The sequence below is a fragment of the Bacillus sp. FSL W8-0102 genome (genome assembly GCF_038007225.1).
Classification (GTDB): domain Bacteria; phylum Bacillota; class Bacilli; order Bacillales; family DSM-4216; genus Bacillus_O; species Bacillus_O smithii.
In genome coordinates, this window is sequence record NZ_JBBOWT010000001.1 from 992,922 (window position 1) to 1,011,785 (window position 18,864).

At 40.1% G+C, this 18,864-nt stretch carries 25 protein-coding genes; 15 read left to right on the forward strand and 10 right to left on the reverse strand.

Going from position 1 to position 18,864, the window contains the following annotated elements; translation table 11 throughout:
• Positions 1 to 76 precede the first annotated feature (76 nt).
• The 4 genes from N1I87_RS04790 to N1I87_RS04805 all read right to left on the reverse strand — a co-directional run bounded on the left by N1I87_RS04790 (position 77) and on the right by N1I87_RS04805 (position 2,909).
• Positions 77 to 931 (reverse strand): ClpXP adapter SpxH family protein, encoded by an 855-nt coding sequence (locus N1I87_RS04790; RefSeq protein ID WP_003353652.1) that lies wholly within the window; start codon positions 929 to 931, stop codon positions 77 to 79.
• Positions 931 to 1,326, reverse strand: coding sequence for a globin domain-containing protein (locus tag N1I87_RS04795; RefSeq protein ID WP_003353650.1), 396 nt, complete (start codon positions 1,324 to 1,326; stop codon positions 931 to 933). Before N1I87_RS04795 ends, N1I87_RS04790 begins: the two co-directional genes overlap by 1 nt.
• Before the next feature lie 351 nt (positions 1,327 to 1,677).
• Positions 1,678 to 2,310: a lytic transglycosylase domain-containing protein gene (locus N1I87_RS04800; protein WP_341100838.1), complete on the reverse strand. Its 633-nt coding sequence runs from the start codon at positions 2,308 to 2,310 to the stop codon at positions 1,678 to 1,680.
• A 20-nt stretch (positions 2,311 to 2,330) separates the two neighbouring features.
• Positions 2,331 to 2,909 carry a CYTH domain-containing protein gene (locus tag N1I87_RS04805; protein WP_327803816.1) on the reverse strand — a complete coding sequence of 193 codons (579 nt, stop codon included), beginning with the start codon at positions 2,907 to 2,909 and terminating at the stop codon, positions 2,331 to 2,333.
• Positions 2,910 to 3,010: 101 nt separating this feature from the next.
• Between N1I87_RS04805 and N1I87_RS04810 the strand changes: the two genes are divergently transcribed.
• Genes N1I87_RS04810 through N1I87_RS04825 form a run of 4 tightly spaced genes read left to right on the forward strand, consistent with a single transcriptional unit; the run spans position 3,011 to position 5,842 of the window.
• Positions 3,011 to 3,385: a UPF0738 family protein gene (locus N1I87_RS04810; RefSeq protein ID WP_003353647.1), complete on the forward strand. Its 375-nt coding sequence runs from the start codon at positions 3,011 to 3,013 to the stop codon at positions 3,383 to 3,385.
• Between the two features lie 56 nt (positions 3,386 to 3,441).
• Positions 3,442 to 4,113 carry a GTP pyrophosphokinase gene (locus N1I87_RS04815; protein ID WP_003353646.1) on the forward strand — a complete coding sequence of 224 codons (672 nt, stop codon included), beginning with the start codon at positions 3,442 to 3,444 and terminating at the stop codon, positions 4,111 to 4,113.
• Positions 4,110 to 4,907, forward strand: coding sequence for an NAD kinase (locus N1I87_RS04820; RefSeq protein ID WP_003353645.1), 798 nt, complete (start codon positions 4,110 to 4,112; stop codon positions 4,905 to 4,907). The genes N1I87_RS04815 and N1I87_RS04820 overlap by 4 nt, the downstream gene beginning before the upstream one ends.
• A gap of 17 nt (positions 4,908 to 4,924) precedes the next feature.
• Positions 4,925 to 5,842, forward strand: coding sequence for an RluA family pseudouridine synthase (locus N1I87_RS04825; RefSeq protein ID WP_270584311.1), 918 nt, complete (start codon positions 4,925 to 4,927; stop codon positions 5,840 to 5,842).
• Between the two features lie 20 nt (positions 5,843 to 5,862).
• On the opposite strand, the gene prpE is transcribed toward N1I87_RS04825, so the two are convergent.
• Positions 5,863 to 6,603 carry a bis(5'-nucleosyl)-tetraphosphatase PrpE gene (gene prpE / locus N1I87_RS04830; protein WP_341100841.1) on the reverse strand — a complete coding sequence of 247 codons (741 nt, stop codon included), beginning with the start codon at positions 6,601 to 6,603 and terminating at the stop codon, positions 5,863 to 5,865.
• A gap of 273 nt (positions 6,604 to 6,876) precedes the next feature.
• Here prpE and fabI point away from each other — a divergent pair, with 273 nt between their 5' ends.
• The 4 genes from fabI to N1I87_RS04850 all read left to right on the forward strand — a co-directional run bounded on the left by fabI (position 6,877) and on the right by N1I87_RS04850 (position 9,211).
• Positions 6,877 to 7,647 (forward strand): enoyl-ACP reductase FabI, encoded by a 771-nt coding sequence (fabI, locus tag N1I87_RS04835; RefSeq protein WP_341100842.1) that lies wholly within the window; start codon positions 6,877 to 6,879, stop codon positions 7,645 to 7,647.
• A gap of 120 nt (positions 7,648 to 7,767) precedes the next feature.
• Positions 7,768 to 8,001, forward strand: a complete 234-nt coding sequence (locus N1I87_RS04840; protein ID WP_341100844.1) for a hypothetical protein — start codon at positions 7,768 to 7,770, stop codon at positions 7,999 to 8,001.
• 581 nt (positions 8,002 to 8,582) lie between these two features.
• Positions 8,583 to 8,933 carry a hypothetical protein gene (locus tag N1I87_RS04845; protein ID WP_341100846.1) on the forward strand — a complete coding sequence of 117 codons (351 nt, stop codon included), beginning with the start codon at positions 8,583 to 8,585 and terminating at the stop codon, positions 8,931 to 8,933.
• A gap of 29 nt (positions 8,934 to 8,962) precedes the next feature.
• Positions 8,963 to 9,211, forward strand: a complete 249-nt coding sequence (locus tag N1I87_RS04850; protein ID WP_341100848.1) for a hypothetical protein — start codon at positions 8,963 to 8,965, stop codon at positions 9,209 to 9,211.
• Between the two features lie 1,052 nt (positions 9,212 to 10,263).
• On the opposite strand, the gene N1I87_RS04855 is transcribed toward N1I87_RS04850, so the two are convergent.
• Positions 10,264 to 10,920: a hypothetical protein gene (locus N1I87_RS04855; RefSeq protein WP_341100850.1), complete on the reverse strand. Its 657-nt coding sequence runs from the start codon at positions 10,918 to 10,920 to the stop codon at positions 10,264 to 10,266.
• A 423-nt stretch (positions 10,921 to 11,343) separates the two neighbouring features.
• Here N1I87_RS04855 and N1I87_RS04860 point away from each other — a divergent pair, with 423 nt between their 5' ends.
• The 5 genes from N1I87_RS04860 (at position 11,344) to N1I87_RS04880 (ending at position 13,480) form a co-directional block, all read left to right on the forward strand.
• Positions 11,344 to 11,817 carry a sporulation protein gene (locus tag N1I87_RS04860; protein WP_341100852.1) on the forward strand — a complete coding sequence of 158 codons (474 nt, stop codon included), beginning with the start codon at positions 11,344 to 11,346 and terminating at the stop codon, positions 11,815 to 11,817.
• Positions 11,818 to 11,833: 16 nt separating this feature from the next.
• On the forward strand, positions 11,834 to 12,304 hold the full coding sequence (gene spoVAC / locus N1I87_RS04865; RefSeq protein WP_270584207.1) for a stage V sporulation protein AC: 471 nt from the start codon (positions 11,834 to 11,836) through the stop codon (positions 12,302 to 12,304).
• Between the two features lie 158 nt (positions 12,305 to 12,462).
• Entirely contained in the window at positions 12,463 to 12,819 is a 357-nt protein-coding gene (gene spoVAE / locus N1I87_RS04870) for a stage V sporulation protein AE (RefSeq protein ID WP_003353628.1), read from the forward strand.
• An 83-nt stretch (positions 12,820 to 12,902) separates the two neighbouring features.
• Positions 12,903 to 13,067: a YjcZ family sporulation protein gene (locus N1I87_RS04875; protein ID WP_270584206.1), complete on the forward strand. Its 165-nt coding sequence runs from the start codon at positions 12,903 to 12,905 to the stop codon at positions 13,065 to 13,067.
• Positions 13,068 to 13,216: 149 nt separating this feature from the next.
• Complete coding sequence (locus N1I87_RS04880; RefSeq protein ID WP_327803803.1) at positions 13,217 to 13,480, forward strand: stage VI sporulation protein F; 264 nt, start codon at positions 13,217 to 13,219, stop codon at positions 13,478 to 13,480.
• 555 nt (positions 13,481 to 14,035) lie between these two features.
• Here N1I87_RS04880 and N1I87_RS04885 read toward each other — a convergent pair.
• The 4 genes from N1I87_RS04885 to N1I87_RS04900 form a co-directional block, all read right to left on the reverse strand.
• Positions 14,036 to 14,458, reverse strand: coding sequence for a GNAT family N-acetyltransferase (locus N1I87_RS04885; RefSeq protein ID WP_341100853.1), 423 nt, complete (start codon positions 14,456 to 14,458; stop codon positions 14,036 to 14,038).
• A 4-nt stretch (positions 14,459 to 14,462) separates the two neighbouring features.
• Positions 14,463 to 14,975: a YjcG family protein gene (locus N1I87_RS04890; RefSeq protein WP_003353623.1), complete on the reverse strand. Its 513-nt coding sequence runs from the start codon at positions 14,973 to 14,975 to the stop codon at positions 14,463 to 14,465.
• 89 nt (positions 14,976 to 15,064) lie between these two features.
• A complete protein-coding gene (locus tag N1I87_RS04895; RefSeq protein WP_048622909.1) occupies positions 15,065 to 15,793 on the reverse strand; it encodes an alpha/beta hydrolase in 729 nt (242 codons plus the stop codon).
• A 254-nt stretch (positions 15,794 to 16,047) separates the two neighbouring features.
• A complete protein-coding gene (locus tag N1I87_RS04900; RefSeq protein ID WP_340396356.1) occupies positions 16,048 to 16,287 on the reverse strand; it encodes a hypothetical protein in 240 nt (79 codons plus the stop codon).
• Positions 16,288 to 16,524: 237 nt separating this feature from the next.
• Here N1I87_RS04900 and N1I87_RS04905 point away from each other — a divergent pair, with 237 nt between their 5' ends.
• Both N1I87_RS04905 and N1I87_RS04910 read left to right on the forward strand, forming a co-directional pair.
• Positions 16,525 to 17,496 (forward strand): phosphotriesterase family protein, encoded by a 972-nt coding sequence (locus N1I87_RS04905; RefSeq protein ID WP_341100854.1) that lies wholly within the window; start codon positions 16,525 to 16,527, stop codon positions 17,494 to 17,496.
• A 313-nt stretch (positions 17,497 to 17,809) separates the two neighbouring features.
• A complete protein-coding gene (locus N1I87_RS04910; protein ID WP_341100855.1) occupies positions 17,810 to 18,862 on the forward strand; it encodes a 2,3-butanediol dehydrogenase in 1,053 nt (350 codons plus the stop codon).
• The last annotated feature ends 2 nt before the right edge of the window (positions 18,863 to 18,864 follow it).

The following is an 18,864-nucleotide window of genomic DNA, read 5'->3' on the forward strand; positions in this document are numbered from 1 at the left end:
TTCAAAATGCATTTTGAAAAATTTCTCCATAAAAAATAAAAAGCAAGTGATCCTTTTGTAAAAGAACACTTGCTTTTTAACCGATATATTTCCAAAAAACCCCGTGCTTTGCAGGTATTTTTTCCACTTTTCTTTGAAGCATAAGCTTCTTAAGCTCTTTTTCAGCATCGGCCGTCTCCCAATCATAGACAACAGCCACTTCTTTAGTGGCCACGAATTGATAATGTTTCAAAAATACTTCGAGCGGGGGTGGAGATAAAGGTTCAGGAGTTTCCGGCAGCATCTCTTGGATAATTTGAACATAAATTTCATATGGATAAGTTCCAGTAACTTTAATTCCTTCATCTTCGATATTCTCATTAAAAAACACCAAAGTTGGAATTTCATCTACTTCCATTTCCGAGGTGATTTTTAAATCGCATTGAAAAGCTTTTACCGCCGGATCGGCATGCAAATCGTTTTTAAATTCTTCTACATCGAGATTCGCTTCTTCTGCACTTTGTACAAGAACATCCATCTTCGTCACATTTTGTTTTTCCAAAAACAATCGTTCTTGCACCTTTCTTAAAAATCGGCTTCCGGCTTTTCTGCCTTGCAATTCGGCTGCTTTAATGGCTACAGAAACGATATAAGGAGAGGAAATAGGATTTTCAAGCCAGAGAGTTCCGTCACAGGACATCCCCGTCCGGCTTGCTGTTCTTTCCCAATATTGGGCCATGTTTTCATGCCTTTTTTTGCCGATATTTAATGCTGTCAATTTTCCCGTTAATATGTGTCTAAGACGAAAATACTGTCCATATTCAATGTGCAGTTTCTTTAAAATCGGTTCCAACGCCCAACATTGAGGACACAACGGATCAATAAAAAAGTAGATTTCCAGCGGTTTCTTTTCTTTGCTGCAGCAATTTTGGAAAAAAAATATTTGTTCCACTATACTTCACCTTGTTCTTCGGGTGTGTTGATCATATGATGGGCCGTCAGCGTCAGTCGCATTAAGAGAAATTCACGAAATTCCCCCGCCAGTCCCACTTTATCCATTGCCCTTTTCATGCAGTTGAGCCAGGCTTCTGCACGTTTCGGTGTAACCGGAAAATTCATGTGCCGCGCTCTTAACATGGGGTGTCCATGTTCTTGAGAGTATAAAGGAGGCCCACCTAAAAATTGGGTCAAAAATTGTTTTTGTTTTCTGGCTGTTTCGGTTAGGTCATCAGGGAAAATAGGGGATAAATCAGGGTCTTTAGCCACATTGGCATAAAAAGCGTCTACTAAATCGGAAAGTTTCTTTTCACCGATGACATCATAAGGCGTTACCGCATTTTCAACCATTATTCAGGCTCCTTCAATCCTTAGTGTTAGTATTTTTAAGCTTATTGTATCAGTGATAGAAAGAGAACTCAAACAAATAGCTTTTAACGGTGGGTTCGGTGCCCTCATCAACGTTAGCGTTCAAAATGCACCTAAGTTTCGCCGCAACGTATTTGCACATAAAAGCACATGCAAATTGCAAAAAGATAAACATTTTTCAAAAATAGTATATCACATTTGGTGAAAAAGCGGAAAAAAGACCGGCGATAGATTTCAGCTCCCAGCTTCTGAAATAAGGTCGAATAGATGCTCAATCTCTTTCATATCCTGTTCAAGAAGATGGAAACTGTCATGCCGGATTTATATTATATATTATGCATAAAAATGTTGAGCAATATTGCGTACATAATTTTCCGTTTCTTGAAACGGCGGGATGCCTCCGTATTTTTCTACGTTTCCGGGACCGGCGTTATAAGCGGCTAGGGCAAGCTCAATATTATTGTCAAAGCGATCGAGAAGCTGCCGTAAATATTTGGTCCCCCCAAAAATATTTTCTTCGGGATCCATTGGATTGCTGACTCCAAGCGACCTTGCCGTTGCGGGCATCAATTGCATCAATCCTATTGCGCCGACAGGGCTGACGGCGTTTGGATTGAAATTAGACTCTTGCCTGATGACGGCTTGAATCAGTTTTTTCGGAACGTGGTACGTTTCAGCCGCTTTCGTTATGTATTCATCAAAATCCGTTTTTACAGAAGAATCGTCTGTAGAAGCGATCACATCTGCGCCGGGCTTAGTGATCAAAGGAGGAGCCGAATGATGGTTCTCATAATCTTCTATGATTTCTAAGCCTTCTTTTAACGCTTCCTGGAAAATGATGCCAAATGAATTCAGCGGTTCCTCGTGAAAAAGTGTTTGTGACGACACGGATTGAACGGGAGAAGAGGCGATATTGCCAAGAGCGTTCAATTGCGTGATAAGCCCCAACCAATTGTTATTGACCATAATCCTTCCTCCTTACTTCGTTATTTCGACATCAGTGCGTTATAAAAACGTTTGATTTTATTTTCCGTTTTTCTGACCGGGATACCGTATTGCTGCAATAGTGATAAGAATTTTTCTTTTCCGACATCATAATTTTCTACTTCATATTCTAGCTCAAAATCTTGAGTATTTAAATACCAACTCTTGTCCAATACGAGAATGCCATCTTTGTAAGGAATTTCAGCACGGCAAGTAGTTAGAGTGCCGAAGCATTTTAATTCTGAAAGTGGAACAGAAGATTGAATCAATGCCGACTTCACTTCTCCATCAGGGATCATGCCGGAAGTCAGCATCATGGTCGCTTCTTCCGAATTTAAAGTTTGATTGGTTTCAAGAAGGCCTTTTTCGTAAGGCTGTTTTAATGTAAGTTCAAAATGGTTGTTAGTTTCGCGAATTCTTAAAGCCATTTTATTTTCTTTCAATAAAAAAGAAGGTGTATCAAAATAATGGTTTTTATGCGAAAAAAAGTCGTTTTGGCTGACGCGGAAACGGTCGGTCAAACGATGGAATTCCTCTTCGGTCAACAGATTTTTAAACTCAATTTCTAGCTGCTTAGGCATGAAACATTCCTCTTTTCCGTTAAAAAATGATAATATAATTATGTCTTGAATCATGAAAAACATCAATGATTGCATCAAAAGTCCTGGAAGGGAGACAAAAGATGAGAAAGAAAATTCACTTTACAAAGTCCGAATGGGATGGAAAAAATCTCATTCTGAAAACGGATCAAAAGGAGACTTTTCCTGCTTTGAAAGCAAGCGGACAAATGATCGTCGATTCCGATCAATTCGCTTTTATTTATTTGGCGGAAGATAAAGACGAATATATATATCTTTACATACACGAGCCTGTTTGGGCGGATTTACATAAGGTGCTGCAAACGGACGCAGCAGTGAAAGCCGATATTGAAGGAGAAATATTGGAATTAACTCAATTTTCTGATGAACTTTCCTATTTAATCCACAACATAGAAGGAAACAGCAATTATGGAGAAGAAATGGTGGCAAAAGTAGAATCTGTTTTTTTCGAAAAGTAACGGCCGGTTATATAGAATAGGGGAAAAGAATATTTTCCTCTTGTGAGGTGAAGAAAGTGAATCACTGGGATCAATTTTTAGCGCCTTATAAGCAAGCTGTAGATGAGCTGAAGGTGAAACTGAAAGGGCTGCGGTCACAATTTGAATTGATGAACATTCCTTCTCCTATTGAGTTTGTTACCGGGCGGGTGAAACCGATCGCCAGCATCTTGGATAAAGCCAATCAAAAAGGGATTCCGCTGGATCAATTGGAAACACAAATGCAGGATATAGCTGGCTTGCGGATGATGTGCCAATTTGTGGACGATATTATGAAAGTGGTAGAACTTTTGCGGATGCGAAAAGATTTTACGATTGTAGAAGAAAAAGATTATATTTCAAATAAAAAACCAAGCGGCTACCGTTCTTATCATGTGATCATCGAATATCCCGTCCAAACGATTTATGGAGAGAAAAAGATTTTAGCCGAGATTCAAATTCGTACGTTGGCCATGAATTTCTGGGCTACGATCGAGCATTCTTTGAATTATAAATATAAAGGGCGTTTTCCGAAAGAAATCGAAATGAGGCTGCAGAGAGCGGCAGAAGCAGCCTTTCAGTTGGATGAGGAAATGTCGCAAATTCGAGAAGAAATTCAAGAAGCGCAGGCTTTTTTTACAAAGAAGAAAGAAGCGAAAAAGGATCACAATGACAAAATATCGGATCAAAAAGGGGGGACAGAAAAATGAAATTTGCGATCACGTCCAAAGGAGATGCGAAATCCAATGCGCTTATGCACAAAATCCGAACGTATTTGCAGGATTTTGATTTAACCTATGACGATAACCAGCCTGATATTGTCATTTCAGTAGGGGGAGACGGCACGCTGCTGTATGCTTTTCATCGCTACAGTTCAAGGCTGTCCAAAACGGCTTTTGTCGGAATACATACGGGACATTTGGGATTTTATGCCGATTGGGTTCCCGAAGAAATCGAAAAACTGGTCATTGCGATCGCAAGAACCCCCTTTCAAGTGGTCGAATATCCCCTTCTTGAAATCATTATTCGCTACCAGCACGGAGGAAAAGAAACGAGATACTTGGCTTTGAATGAATCGACGGTGAAAAGCGTGGACGGTACTTTAGTGATGGATGTGGAAATCAGAGGATCCCATTTTGAACGCTTTCGGGGAGACGGACTCTGCGTCTCGACCCCTTCGGGAAGCACCGCGTATAACAAAGCGCTTGGCGGAGCCATTATCCATCCTTCTATTAGGGCGATTCAAATTGCAGAAATGGCTTCCATTAATAATCGGGTATTCCGGACAGTCGGCTCTCCGCTGATTTTGCCTTCTCATCATACGTGTATGCTAAAGCCGGTTAATAAAATGGATTTTTTGATTACCATTGATCATTTAACACTTCTCCACAAGGATGTTAAATCGATTCAATATCGGGTAGCGAATGAAACGATCCGTTTTGCCCGTTTCCGCCCTTTTCCGTTTTGGAAGCGGGTGCGTGATTCTTTTATTTCCGAAGATTAACAACGGTGAGGAGCAATATGAAAACCTTTATGCCTTTTCAGCTTGAGTGGGTCATCCATGAAGATGCCGATGGTCTTCTCATTAGAGAATTTTTAGGAAAACAGCATATTTCCAAGCGAGCTTTAACCGCAATCAAATTTTCGGGTGGAAAAATAATGGTTGATGGCAAGGAGCAAAATGTCCGCTATCGCCTGAAGAAAGGGGAGCGACTGACTGTCGTGTTTCCCCCGGAGATGCCATCTGAAAGTTTGCAGGCGGAAAATATTCCGCTTTCGATTGTGTATGAGGATCCATACTTACTCGTGATTTCCAAACCTGCAGGAATGAATACAATTCCTTCCCGGGAGCATCCTTCGGGAAGCCTTGCAAACGCACTATTGGGTTATTATGAAAAGAAAGGGATTCAGGCGGCTCCCCATATTGTGACAAGGCTTGATCGTCACACGTCAGGTTTGGTGCTGGCGGTGAAAAGCCGCCATATTCATCATCTTTTCAGCGAAATGCAAAAAAGGCGCGGGGTGAAAAGAACGTATCAAGCCCTTGCGGAAGGAATTTTTTTAAACCATCAAGGAACGATCGAACAGCCCATTGGAAGAAAAGAGTCGAGCATTATTGAACGCACTGTAAGAGAAGATGGCCAGTATGCCTGTACACATTACGAAGTGCTTAGGCAATACGACCAATTTGCCCATGTCCAGCTGACATTGGACACCGGACGGACGCATCAAATTCGCGTCCACCTGTCTTTTATCGGACATCCGCTGTTGGGAGATGATCTTTACGGCGGGAATACGAGCTTCATTTCAAGACAGGCCCTCCACTGCGCTAATCTTCAATTTTACCATCCTGTATTCCAAAGGGATATGGAGTTTAGTGAACCGTTGCCGTTGGATATGAAACAAATTCTTGCTTTCCATACTAAGATCGACCTCTAGTCCCAGTGGAATCTCAAGAGTTAATCCCATGTTTCTCGAAATTTTTCGGGGACGAAGGGCATCGTGGAAGGAACGCTCACCGTTTCGAGTTCGGGCCAACGAAAAGCGGTGAGGGCTCCGCCAAATACAGCCCCTGTATCGATATTGGCAGTTCGGTTAAGAATTCGTGGTTCTTTTACAGGAGTGTGTCCGTAAACAATCCAGGCTTTTCCTCGATAATATTTGGCCCAGTCTCTGCGAACAGGAGTTCCGTCCGCATGTTTTTCACCGGTAATGTCGCCGTACAAGACGAAAGTTTTGACGCGTTGATTGTTTTTTCCAATATCTTGTTCACGAATGCCGGCATGAGCGACGATCAATTGGCTTTCGTCTAGAATTTGATAAAGAGGGGCATTTTCATAGAGTTTCATGAACATGCGCCGATAATGGGCGGCATTTTTTTCGGGGAGAGCCTTCAGTTCGGCTACAGTCGTTTCCAACCCATGGGAAATTTGAACACGATTTCCGAGAAAGTAGCGGTACAGCTTGTTGCAGTGGTTGCCTGGCGAATAGTAACCAAGTTTTTGTTTCCAAAGCAGGTAGACGGTTTCTATCACTTTCAGAGACTGAGGCCCTCTGTCCGTCAAATCTCCAACAAATGAAAGCACCCTTCCCTTTGGATGGACAGGAATGCCTTTTTTCCAGTCGTATCCAAGTTTTTCGGTCAGCTCTACCAATTCTTGAAAGCAACCATGAATGTCTCCAATAATATCGATGTTCATTTTCAATTCCCCCAAGTCGTCGTGTTTCTTTTTATTCTTTCCTTTTTGTCCATTGAGAAGTACATATTTCGTCTTTTTTCATTATTCAAAATAAAACATAATACGTGGAAAAGAAAGGAATTAAAAAAGCAATAAGGAAAACGGATAGAACGGAGTGTTTTTTGATTCCCTTGCAGAATCCGGAAGCCCTTTTTATCAGGGCTTTTTTTCTGTATGGAAACATGCTAAACTTTTTATCAGGTTCTAATAACTTGTATTAGGAGGAAACGGAACATGGATCTTTTAAAAGGAAAAACGTTTGTGGTGATGGGGGTCGCGAATAAGCGGAGCATCGCATGGGGCATTGCTCGTTCCCTTCATCAAGCTGGGGCGCGTCTTATTTTTACATACGCAGGAGAACGTTTGGAAAAAAGCGTGAAGGAACTGGCAGAATCTTTAAACGAGGACTCGCCTGTTTTGCCGTGTGATGTCACCAATGACGAAGATATTAAAAAATGTTTCGCGGAAATAAAAAATCGCGTCGGGGTCATTCATGGTCTTGCGCATTGCATTGCCTTTGCCAATAAAGAGGATTTAAGCGGAGACTATGTGGACACTTCCAGAGATGGATATCTTCTCGCTCAAAATATCTCTTCTTATTCATTAACCGCCGTCGCCAGAGAAGCGAAAGAGTTGATGACAGAAGGTGGAAGCATCGTCACAATGACGTATTTAGGCGGTGAACGAGTGGTAACCAACTATAATGTGATGGGTGTGGCTAAAGCAGCTTTGGAGGCAAGCGTGAGATATTTGGCTGCGGATTTAGGGAAATATGGAATCCGTGTCAATTCGATTTCGGCAGGACCTATTCGTACACTATCGGCAAAAGGGATCAGCGACTTTAACTCGATCTTAAAAGTTATTGAAGAACGCTCGCCGCTTAGAAGAACTACTACACAAGAAGAAGTTGGGGACACGGCTGCATTTTTATTCAGCGACATGTCACGTGGAATCACCGGCGAAAATATACATGTGGATTCAGGTTTTCATATTACGGCGCTTTAATCGAGTCGATAGGCTGGCTTGGAAAGGATGCTCATTTCAAGCCAGCTTTTTTCTATTTATCAACAAATGGGCGGTCGCAGCATACAATGAGGAAGGTTCGATCAGAATGGAGGGTTGAGAATGGAACAAAGCCAAAGAATCAAACAGTCGAGACCGCCTTTATTGTATATCAGTCAGCCTAAATTTCCCCTGCCGAACACTCCGATGCAAAAGCAGTACACGATGGAAATAGGGAGGAACGAGACTGTTGCAGAACCACCTATCTTGAACGAGGCAAAAGAACAGGACAAAACCTTCGTTAAAGCGGACAAATTGGATGACCATAAAGACGATTCTAATCATCATAGCGGATGATGCCACATAGACATCAAACGAAAGTAATCAAAATGAGGAATCGTCCAATGGAGCAGATAGCCTACTTAAAAATTTTCAGTCAGCATTCATTCATTGAAAATAGTAGAATCCTTTACCGGAGCACTCTATTAAAAAAGGATCGAAAGTATCAAGATAAATTGAAATAAAAACCTGTCTGTTTGGATCCCCTCAAGGTAGACAGAAAAAGAAAACAAATGATTCTGTTTACGATTGAGGAGGCTTTTTTATGGAGAAATAAGGCAAAACATATGAAGCGGCATGCAAGAAAAAATCTACTGGCTTATATCTTAAGAATGGGAGATTTGAGACGCAGCAAAAAATAAGGAATCGATCATGCGATGATTCGCCGCCGGGTGAATCTTTTTTATTTGAGAAATTAAAAGGTTTTGAAGATAAGTCTGAATAGGCAGAAACGGAGAACTCGTTAAAAGGACCCTAAAACATAAAAACGAACAAGAAAAATGCCAAAATATATATTAGTTTTAAGTTTTTCTCTCTTATCCACTTTTTTGACTTATAATTAAATGACTATATTATTATTTTGGAAGAAAAGGGTATTTTTGGATGAAGAGCAAAAAAATGAAGGGCCTTATGCTCGTCCTTCTCATCCTGATCGGAGGAGGTTTTCTAACGGACAAGTTTTACTTTCAAAAAGCTGCAGCACAAAAAGCCACAATGGATCATCGGAGGAAAAAGGATATGCCGACCGGATAGAAACGAAAAAGATGGTTTATGACAGTAAAAAGGGGACTTATTATATGGTTGTTTCCTACAAAGATGAAAAAGGCGTTCGTTATGAATATTTTTGTAATGGCGGTTTATTCCCTACTAAAGTTTTTGTAGCAGCATATGATCATCATGATTCAATTGAAAAAGGTACGAAAGGAAAAGGGAAATATTTAGAGGAATAATGAGCAAGCAGAAAATGGAGAGAAGGATAATGGATAAAAAGATAAAAGAAAGCAAACTTTTAAAAAAATACGACGAATTTAACATAGGGATTGTGTGCGCGCTTATTCTTTTCATTTGTGGGCTTTTAAGAGTCAGTATCTCTATTCAACTATTTTTATTGTCGCTAGTGGCGCTGGTAGACTTAATGGTGACGGTGATAACGAACAAAAAGAAAGAGATGATCATGGATATTTGTGCCACCGTCCTTTTATGGATTGGCGCTGTGTTTTTAAAATAAAAAGAAAGGGTGAATCATGAAGGAGAAAAGAAATCATGGTTTACTGAAGGATGGTTAGAGATTATTTTTGGGTAATGGGATCATTTAGTTTGATACGACTTTTGAACGTAATGCGGCTTTTTGCCGAAGCGTTTATTTGAATATTCGAAAAATAATGTTGCTATCAGTCTATCATTTCGACAAGAACTTTTGTGTTTAATGCAAATTTGAACCTAACTATCTTTTTGTATCTGAAGAAAGCTGTTTGAATTTGAAAGAATGAATTCTTTCTCTTTAACCAAATGGTTTAATATAGGTGTGATATCTGTTATATTTAACTAATTGGTTAACCATAATAAAGATGATCATTTAAATGAAAGTTTTATGCATTAGCTGTTTCTGAAAGTAGGACAGTTACTAGCGAAACCGTTTGATCTGTTTTTGGCTTCTATTTCAAAACAAATGAAGATTTTAGAGCGAGCGAATTAGTCCATAAGATTGTAAATGGAAAAACTCACACGTGTTGCTTAAATACCGCATCATTATTTCAAGCTACAGAATGGCTGCTTTTTTTGAGAAATTTTGGAGTAAACGTTTTGATCTTCTTGAGAGTGAATTATAAAAAAACAATAAAAAGAATATTAAATCACCCGTGGTACTAGATAAAATGAGATCAGCATAAAAATAGCCCTGCATGAAGGATCTCCTTTAAAATGAAAGTGCTACCAAACATTCAATAAGAAGGCAGTGTCAACAAAATCGTCTATAATATATAGATTGTTTCCAATAACTCAAGGGATTATTTTGGCAGTGTTGAAAAAGAGGTTGAAGAGCAGCATACTGTTGCCCTGGCAACCTCATTATTCAACGTTTAAAATGAGCAAAAGAAATTTTTCCTTCTGATTTTGAGCGGTAGATCCCCGAATCTGTCCCCAAAAATGAAGCGGAATTTTTGCATTTAGCAAGTCATTTATACACATAACGAAAGAAAATCCCGCTTGTGTTCCTCATTTAAGACACATATTTCTTAAATTTTTGAATGTCGATTCACAATCAGTTCGGTCTTCTTATTTTTATTTCCGTTTTTTGGAAAACAAACGTGAAAAAAAACCTTTTTGTTTCTCTTTTTCTGCCATGGCGGCTTCGATTCTAGCTTTCCTGATTTCTAAAGCTTGATTCAATGATTTCATGAGTTGTCGATCACGTTTCTCCAATGACTCTTTGATGAATTTTTCTTGTTCTTGAAATCGTTCCGTTAATTGTCTATTGAGCTCATTGAGTTCTCGAAGCTCTTTTACTATATCTTCCATCATGTTGAGTTTATCCAATTGATTCATTAACTCATTGAATCGGTTATCATATTGTGTTATATCGCTTGATTCTTGTTGATTTGACTGGACTTGTTTAAGTGTTTCGCCTTCCGCTTCACTTTGTATTTTTTGTTTCTGATTGATTACGATCATTTTCGCCATACGTTCCACTGGCACAGCACTTTTTTTAGATAAACTCTTTACTTCTTTGAAAACAAACACATCGTTATTCGTATAGATCCTGGATCCATTCTCGGTTTTCCTGAATCTATAACCTGCTTTTTCCAATGCTTGTGCATATTTTCTTACCGTCGATTCCGCTATATCGACCATATTCGCTATATCTTTAGTACTGTATTCTTTCCCTACATTATCGCTATTCATGTCCCAATACCGGTACACATATTCAACACGGGTCATATCGTGTCCTTCAAAATCATCACACAATCTCGTTTCAACCTTTATCCAACTCATTTGTAATCTATACAATTCATGTTTTAATTGTGTGTTTTTCTCGCCTAGAACGAAAACAGTTTTTTCTTTGTTCACTATAAAATTAAGTAGCTCATCCTTTTTAATGAATTTAGCCATTGAGTTATCCATTATTTAATGAGCTAGGATCCAATCATGGATTTTGTCATGTAAGTGAACTGAATTCAAAACCATTTTTTATGATCAATTAGATTATTTGAACAACCACAGTGCACTCATTGTTAGTCGCGATAGGAGAACATGGCTTTTACCAGATGCGGATCTTATAGTTGTTAACCATTTCCATTATAAAATAACGGGTTTGGAAAAAAATAAGACTTAGTTAACAAGCAATGTTGAGGAGATGACGTTATGAACATCGTAAAAGGAATTATGGCCATATTTGTTCTTTTCCTTTGTCTTTCCGGATGCGGCGGCATGGGCAGCAATCACACAAAAGACAGTAAATTGGCGTTGATGAAAACGACGGATCCCGAACCGATAAAATTATCCGACTCTTCCTCTAAGAAAGTAGCTGCCATTAAAAAAGAAGTCAGCCGGATGAATGAAATTTATGATGTTTCTGTGGTGGAAGGGAAAAAGGATATACTGGTTGCTTATAAAGTAAGGCATTTGTCGAGATTTAAAATGAAAACCATCGAAAAGAATTTAAAAGAGAGACTTGAGAAACAATATCCACACGATCATTTCGTTGTCTCAAGCGACTATAAAATATTTTTGGAATCCGTTAGATTGAAGGAAGATTTAGATGCAGGAAAAATATCCAAAAAAGAAGCCAACAAGCGTTTTCGGAAAATAATAAAACTGTCAAAAGAACTTACATAAAGGAAGGAGTATTCAAATGCCGAAACAGCAAAAAACCATGGTTCAACAGGAATATGAAGAAATTGAAAAAAAATATGAAACGAAAAGACCAGTGTTAAAAAATTGCCTGCGGGCTTTTTTCGTAGGAGGGCTGATATGCGCCATCGGACAAGCGATCACGTATTTTTATATTTACTTCTTCGATTTTACAGAACAAACAGCGGGAAATCCGACTGTTGCTACCCTTGTATTCCTGTCGATGCTCCTGACGGGATTTGGGGTTTATGATAGAATCGGTCAATTTTCAGGCGCAGGCAGCGCAGTTCCGGTTACAGGATTTGGAAATTCAGTTATTTCTGCAGCCATTGAGCACCGAACTGAAGGATTCGTTCTAGGAGTAGGCGGCAATATGTTTAAATTGGCCGGATCGGTCATTGTGTTCGGTGTTTTTTCAGCCTTTGTGATTGCTTTAATTAAAACACTTTTGTTCAAATTCGGCGTTTTGTAATAAGGATGAAACGTTCAAGTTCAAAAGATCTGCATTTTTAGGCATCTTTACTCCACGAAATGAAGATTAATCATCCGATTTCATTGTTCGCAAATGCTGTAAGAGGCGTTGGTCGATGAAAGCGACATAACAAATTGAACAGAAAAGGAGTGATCCATATGATCGCCATGTACTTTTGGGCTTTTGTCGTCGGTGGAGCGATTTGTGTTCTCGGTCAGCTTCTTTTTGACGTTGCAAAATTATCACCGGGCCATACGATGTGTTTATTGGTTGTTTTAGGTGCTATTGTGTCCGGATTTGGACTGTATGAACCGTTGATCGATTTTGCCGGTGCGGGTGCCACTACTCCGATTACCAGTTTTGGCAATTCACTTGTACAAGGAGCGATGCAAGAGGCAAGACGTCACGGCATTGTAGGGGTATTAACAGGAATGTTTGAAGTAACGAGTTCAGGAATTTCCGCCGCCATCATTTTTGGATTTATCGGTGCACTGCTATTTAAACCAAAGGGATAATCAAACTTTCATGGCAAAAGCCTATACAAGAACGTACACCTCCACATATGTTATTAATGAAATCACAAAGTGAGGTGACGATCATGGGCTTCGGATTTGGAGGATACGGTGGCTACGGCGGCTTCGGCGGCTGCGGTTGTGGCGGCTACGGCGGCTATGGCTACGGTGGTTTTTATGGCGGCTCTACGTTTGTGCTAATCGTCGTGCTTTTCATCTTATTAATCATAGTTGGCGCAAGTTTCTGCTAATTAATGGGCCTCACCTAGATGAATGGAAAGGCAGAGGGCAACAGGCTCTCTGCTTTTTCAATTGTTGAAGAATTCAGGCTTTCTTTTGGTGCACGAAACGCTAAGGGTTGAATATGATAGCAGTAGCCAAAAGGAGGTCGGTAGAGAAAATGGATAATCAATTTTTTAAGAATATCGAAAAGAAAACAGGCGTCAATATGAAGGATGTTTTTGAATTGGCAAATTCTCTACAAAATGCTGATTTTCGAGATGAAAAAACCGTCCGCCATGTCATCCGCCGAGTTTCAGAAATCGCGAACAAACCTGTTTCCAAAGAAATGGAGGATAAAATTGTTCGAACGATTATAAAAGACGGGAAAAAATTAGATTTCAATGCAATTTCCCAAATGATGAACAAAAAGTCAGGGAAATAACTTGCTGACTGCCACTAAGTGATGAAAACATTGAAAAATGATTGAATTTTTGGAATATTATATATAAACAGTGATCGAACATAGACGGGGGCAACATCCCCCGTTCTATGGATTTGCGGCACCTACTATAGAAAAGGAAGTGAATGATTGTGGGCTATATCAATCCTAATCTTTCGTTTCATACTATCCAGTATCATGAACGGATTAGAAATCAAATGGCACGGCCTTATCAAATTCAAAGCATTCATCCTATAAAAATGAAATCCCCGTTTCAGAAGATGCTTGATAAAAAACTACCGTTGCCAAAAAAGAAAAAACATTCTAGTACCATGACGGAAAAAGAACAAGATATGAGAAAAAAGATCGATTTACGTTGGTAAAATGCCGGACATCCATGACGTTCATTAACCATCATACATAAACTAGGCAACCGTTTAGAGGGCGCTGCACATAATGGGAGGTGGATACTATAGATAGTATTCACTTTTTGTGCGTTGAAATGAAGAAGGAAGCGATTGCAGTGCTCGGATAGGGTGTTTGACACAACTTATCAGGTCAGAATTCTTTCAGCATTGTCTTATGAGGGATTCCGGCATCCATAAACTCTTCGGAGACAACTTTATATCCAAGCTTTTCGTAAAAAGGGATGGCATGGACTTGGGCATTAAGCTTTAATGCCGGAACGTTTTGGCTTCTAGCGTATTCCTCGATGGCTTCCATAATCGCTTTGCCGGCACCTGATCCGCGCGCTTCAGGAAGAACGCAAATCCGCTCTGCTTTTCCTTTGCCATCCACTATCCTGAACCTTCCGGCGCCTGCCGGATCTCCATGATGAAGAAGGAGAAAATGGACTGCTTCCTTTTCGTATTGGTCGATTTCCTCTTCTATTGGTACATGTTGTTCTTCCACAAATACTTTTTTTCTAATTTGAAAGACTTGTTCAAGCTCATGTTTTGTTTCAACGACTTTCACTTGCATGGGCTTATTCCTTTCCTAATAAGAATGTTTCATACACTGTCCACTGTCCGTTTTCCAATTGATACAGTAAATGGAATCGGTCTACTGTTTCTGTATGATCAATGCCAAGCATTCTAAGCGATCCATAAACATCGGAATGCTCATCATTCGATAAATCTTGTGCGATCGTAATGTGAGGCACAAAAGCGTATTTCGTATCATCGTCAGGAAATTGTTCATGAATATCTTGATACAGTTTTTCTAATTCTTCCGTCGGTTTTACTTTAAAATATACGACGTTGTTAACCGGTTGGAAAGAGCTTACCTTGAAGACATGCAACGTTAGGGGCTTTGATTTTTTGGCAATCCCGCTTAGTTTTTGTGCGATTTCGCTAATTTTGGCTTCATCCGCTTCAAATGGATCTTTTAAAGTCAGATGCGGAGGGATTAACGAATAGTGAGAATCATATCTTTTTCGATAGGAATTGGCCAAATCTTGGAGTTTTTTCGACGGGAATATCACAATTCCATATTTCATATTTTCATCCTCCTCACTATGCCTTTATTAGACATATGTAGTTTATTATAACAAATTTTCAAATGATTCAAAACTTATAGTTTGAAAATTCAAATGGCAAACATTTTCCGAAGAGCTCTTTTTAAATCAGGCTGCCAATATTTCCAAGAATGGTGCCCATCGAACTCATCATAAAATGGATTTAATCCCTTGCTTTCCATCAGCAAATGGAGCTCCCGATTCGGGCTTAAGAAATCCTTTACCTGTCCGTTTGTCATTTTCACCGCTGTTTCTTGTTGGCCGATGATATGATAAATATCCAAAAGATGCATTTGGTCGTTGTTCTCAACGGTTTTCAAAACTTTTTCGTCCACATATGGAGAATAAAGGATGATTTTCCCAAAAATATTTGGATATTGAAGCGCTGCCATTAAAGAAACCGTTGCCCCTAAAGAATCTCCGGCTAAACAGCGGCTCATGCCCATTTGGTAAGTGGGGTAAGCATCGTCGAGGAAAGGTACCAATTCATGGGCAAGGAAGCGGATGTAAGCCGCATTCTGTTCCCCATCCGGATGGTATTTCCTCCGACGATCCTGAACATTTCTATAAGGAATACCCGCGATAATAATGTTTTCAATTTCTTTTTTCCCAAGCAGCTCATCGGCTAAACGAGGAATTCTTCCTAATTGAAAATAATCTTTGCCATCTTGTGTGATCAGCAAAGAATATTTGGAAAGCGGCGAAAAAGAGGGGGGCAAATAGACAAGAACAGGGATTTCTTCGTTCAATTCTTTTGAAAAAATAGTATGTTCTGTAACCGTTCCGCGTTGTTGAGACATTTGTCAACCCTCCAGTAGATAATGTCAAGTATTCCTTTTATTCCGGTATTTGTTTGAGTCGTCTGGAAACAATGACCGCCGGATGAGGGAAGATGACGAAAACAACCCATTGGCTAAACGTTTGCCTATCTAGTTTACCATAAAAATGCAAAATTTTCTTATAAGTTTTATTCCTCCAGATGGGAAAAAAGAAAAGTTTCTTCTAGTTCATTTTATCGTCAACGAATTTTTGTCAGAAAAGGGGATGATCTGCTTCAGCCGGCTGACCGTCTTTTTGAACGTTTCATTTGGTGAAAGCGGCTTGGAAACGCGGACAGTATGTGATCGATGGAAAATCTTCGCAAGTCTTGGCGCATAAAGCAGTAGGCGAGGATGGAGTGTTCATTTAGGTTGAGGACAAGAATGGTTCGCTGAGAAAACTTTCCGTATTTGGATTCGTAAATGATCGTAATGGGGAACCGCTCCCGCATGCTTCTTCTGAAAAGGGATTCCATTTGGTCGCACCTCCTTGTGGTGAATTATATAGAACATTCGTTCGGTTGTCAATGAAGCTGAGGTTGTATTTTTTTCCAAAGGTCTTTTAAAAAAGATTGCAATTCATAGAACTCCCATGATTCCTGGGCGGAAAATTATCATGCAGCAAACGGACGAGTTTTGTCTTGTTCGAATAAACCTGTCAATTGGTCAGTAAAATGGAATGAAAGCGTTTTAAAAAGAGGGGGATCAGGGGAATGGGCATTCAAACAGTAACAGGAGAGCTGGCTCTTGAACAGTTGGGAAAAACGTTGATGCATGAACATTTCTTTTTTGATTATGCGGGATTTCAAGGAGACCGGACGTTGGCGGGGAGATCAAACCAAACGCTGTTGGAAGAAGCGTCCCATGCGGCAGCGATTATGAAAAAGCACGGCGTGAAGACGGTGATTGACCCGACACCTAGTGATTGTGGACGTGATGCGACAATTTTGAAAGCGTTATCAGAAAGGAGCGGCATTCACATTATTTGTGCATCAGGCTATTACTATGAAGGGGAAGGCGGTCCGGCGTATTTTAAATTCCGCCAAGCGCTTGGCACAGCCGAACAAGAAATTTACGACTTGCTGAAAACCGAAGTGACGGAAGGAATTGAAGGGACGGGCATAAAAGCAGGGGTGATCAAACTTGCCTCCAGCAAGGATCGAATCACACCTTATGAACGAATGTTCTTTGTAGCAGCGGCGCAAGTTCAAAAAGAAACCGGCGTCCCGATTGTCACCCATACACAAGAGGGCACAATGGGACCGGAGCAAGCCAAACTTCTAGTCGAAAACGGCGGCATTCCGGAAAAAATTATCATCGGACACATGTGTGGGAACAACGATATCGATTACCAACTTCGGACGCTGGATTATGGAGTCAACGTTGCCTTTGACCGCTTTGGACTGCAAAATTTGGTTGGAGCTCCAACGGATGACCGCCGCATTGGAACGTTTATGGGATTGATTGCGCTCGGATTTGAAGACCGTTTGTTCCTCTCTCATGACACAGTCAACGTTTGGCTGGGACGACCGCCGCAAATGCCTCCGGAAATGAAAGAAGCTCTGAAAAACTGGCAGCCCGGACATCTTTTCGAAAATATCCTTCCGAAAATGAAGCAAGGCGGATTAACCGATGAACAAATCGATAAAATTTTTGTACGAAATATTCAAAGAGTATTCTCCTAAATCATAAATATCACTTCTTAAAAAGAGGTTGTTGTCATTGGGCAATTTATTATATTCATCCTTTTTCATAGAGAATGGCTCCTGTAATGGTGGTTTCATCCCCATTTAGCAGTTTGAACGGAGTCATTCTCTTTTATATGGAAATGGATAGGTCTTTCCTAATATAAACCCTGTTTCATCGGCGCACGATGAAAATGACAAAATTCAATTCTAGTATTTTTGAACTATTTTTGAAATTTATTGAATAGATAAAAATAAAAGGAGTTTTGATGATACAATGAACGTGTAAAGAAAATAAAGAGGGGGAATCCTCATGAAAGGTGCAAGATGGCATAACGTTCGCGACATTCGAGTGGAGGAAGTGGAAGAACCGAAAGTAGAAAAAGGAAAAGTAAAAATCCAAGTGGAATGGGCAGGAATCTGCGGCAGTGATTTGCATGAATACGTTGCTGGTCCTATTTTTATTCCTGTCAAAGAACCTCATCCTATCAGCAAAGATGTAGCTCCTATCATTATGGGACACGAATTTTCGGGACGAGTAGTGGAAGTGGGCGAAGGAGTTACGAAAGTAAAAGTAGGAGATCCTGTCGTTGTAGAACCCATTCTTCGCTGTGGAAAATGTCCTGCATGTAAACAAGGAAAATACAATCTCTGCGAAAATTTAGGATTCCACGGTTTAGCCGGAGGAGGCGGTGGATTCTCTGAATATACTGTAGTAGATGAATACATGGTTCATAAAATGCCAGAAGGCCTTTCTTTCGAACAAGGGGCACTTGTGGAACCGGCAGCTGTAGCCTTACACGCTGTAAGATCGAGCAAAATTAAGGCCGGTGATAAAGCGGCTGTCTTTGGAACAGGTCCAATCGGGCTTCTTGTCATTGAAGCTTTAAAAGCAGCCGGTGCTTCCGAAATATATGCCGTAGAAGTTTCCGAAGAACGTCTTCAAAAAGCGTTGGAACTCGGCGCAACTGCCGGCATCAATCCGAAAAATGAAGATCCCGTCCAAAAGCTTCTCGAATTGACCGATGGAGGCGTCGATGTTTCCTTTGAAGTAACAGGAGTGCCGGCTGTTTTACAACAAGCCGTTGACAGTACGGCGTTCGAAGGAGAAACAGTGATCGTAAGTATTTGGGAAAAAGAAGCGAACCTTTTGCCCAATAACATCGTTTTAAAAGAAAGAAACGTAAAGGGAGTCATTGCATACCGCGATATCTTCCCAGCAGTCATGAATTTAATGAAACAAGGTTATTTCCCAGCTGAAAAGCTTGTAACGAAAAAAATTAAACTGGATCAAATTGTAGAAGAAGGATTTGAAAAACTCATCAAAGAAAAAGATCAAGTGAAAATTTTAGTCAAACCGGAATAAAA

What these genes read in the sequence shown, in the direction of transcription:
- N1I87_RS04795 (WP_003353650.1), bottom strand. Translation starts at nt 1,326, where the DNA reads ATGGTTGAAAATGCGGTAACGCCTTATGATGTCATCGGTGAAAAGAAA.
- N1I87_RS04800 (WP_341100838.1), bottom strand. Translation starts at nt 2,310, where the DNA reads ATGGTCAATAACAATTGGTTGGGGCTTATCACGCAATTGAACGCTCTT.
- N1I87_RS04805 (WP_327803816.1), bottom strand. Translation starts at nt 2,909, where the DNA reads ATGCCTAAGCAGCTAGAAATTGAGTTTAAAAATCTGTTGACCGAAGAG.
- N1I87_RS04810 (WP_003353647.1), top strand. Translation starts at nt 3,011, where the DNA reads ATGAGAAAGAAAATTCACTTTACAAAGTCCGAATGGGATGGAAAAAAT.
- N1I87_RS04820 (WP_003353645.1), top strand. Translation starts at nt 4,110, where the DNA reads ATGAAATTTGCGATCACGTCCAAAGGAGATGCGAAATCCAATGCGCTT.
- N1I87_RS04825 (WP_270584311.1), top strand. Translation starts at nt 4,925, where the DNA reads ATGAAAACCTTTATGCCTTTTCAGCTTGAGTGGGTCATCCATGAAGAT.
- prpE (WP_341100841.1), bottom strand. Translation starts at nt 6,603, where the DNA reads ATGAACATCGATATTATTGGAGACATTCATGGTTGCTTTCAAGAATTG.
- fabI (WP_341100842.1), top strand. Translation starts at nt 6,877, where the DNA reads ATGGATCTTTTAAAAGGAAAAACGTTTGTGGTGATGGGGGTCGCGAAT.
- N1I87_RS04840 (WP_341100844.1), top strand. Translation starts at nt 7,768, where the DNA reads ATGGAACAAAGCCAAAGAATCAAACAGTCGAGACCGCCTTTATTGTAT.
- N1I87_RS04850 (WP_341100848.1), top strand. Translation starts at nt 8,963, where the DNA reads ATGGATAAAAAGATAAAAGAAAGCAAACTTTTAAAAAAATACGACGAA.
- N1I87_RS04855 (WP_341100850.1), bottom strand. Translation starts at nt 10,920, where the DNA reads ATGACCCGTGTTGAATATGTGTACCGGTATTGGGACATGAATAGCGAT.
- N1I87_RS04860 (WP_341100852.1), top strand. Translation starts at nt 11,344, where the DNA reads ATGAACATCGTAAAAGGAATTATGGCCATATTTGTTCTTTTCCTTTGT.
- spoVAC (WP_270584207.1), top strand. Translation starts at nt 11,834, where the DNA reads ATGCCGAAACAGCAAAAAACCATGGTTCAACAGGAATATGAAGAAATT.
- spoVAE (WP_003353628.1), top strand. Translation starts at nt 12,463, where the DNA reads ATGATCGCCATGTACTTTTGGGCTTTTGTCGTCGGTGGAGCGATTTGT.
- N1I87_RS04875 (WP_270584206.1), top strand. Translation starts at nt 12,903, where the DNA reads ATGGGCTTCGGATTTGGAGGATACGGTGGCTACGGCGGCTTCGGCGGC.
- N1I87_RS04880 (WP_327803803.1), top strand. Translation starts at nt 13,217, where the DNA reads ATGGATAATCAATTTTTTAAGAATATCGAAAAGAAAACAGGCGTCAAT.
- N1I87_RS04885 (WP_341100853.1), bottom strand. Translation starts at nt 14,458, where the DNA reads ATGCAAGTGAAAGTCGTTGAAACAAAACATGAGCTTGAACAAGTCTTT.
- N1I87_RS04890 (WP_003353623.1), bottom strand. Translation starts at nt 14,975, where the DNA reads ATGAAATATGGAATTGTGATATTCCCGTCGAAAAAACTCCAAGATTTG.
- N1I87_RS04895 (WP_048622909.1), bottom strand. Translation starts at nt 15,793, where the DNA reads ATGTCTCAACAACGCGGAACGGTTACAGAACATACTATTTTTTCAAAA.
- N1I87_RS04900 (WP_340396356.1), bottom strand. Translation starts at nt 16,287, where the DNA reads ATGGAATCCCTTTTCAGAAGAAGCATGCGGGAGCGGTTCCCCATTACG.
- N1I87_RS04905 (WP_341100854.1), top strand. Translation starts at nt 16,525, where the DNA reads ATGGGCATTCAAACAGTAACAGGAGAGCTGGCTCTTGAACAGTTGGGA.
- N1I87_RS04910 (WP_341100855.1), top strand. Translation starts at nt 17,810, where the DNA reads ATGAAAGGTGCAAGATGGCATAACGTTCGCGACATTCGAGTGGAGGAA.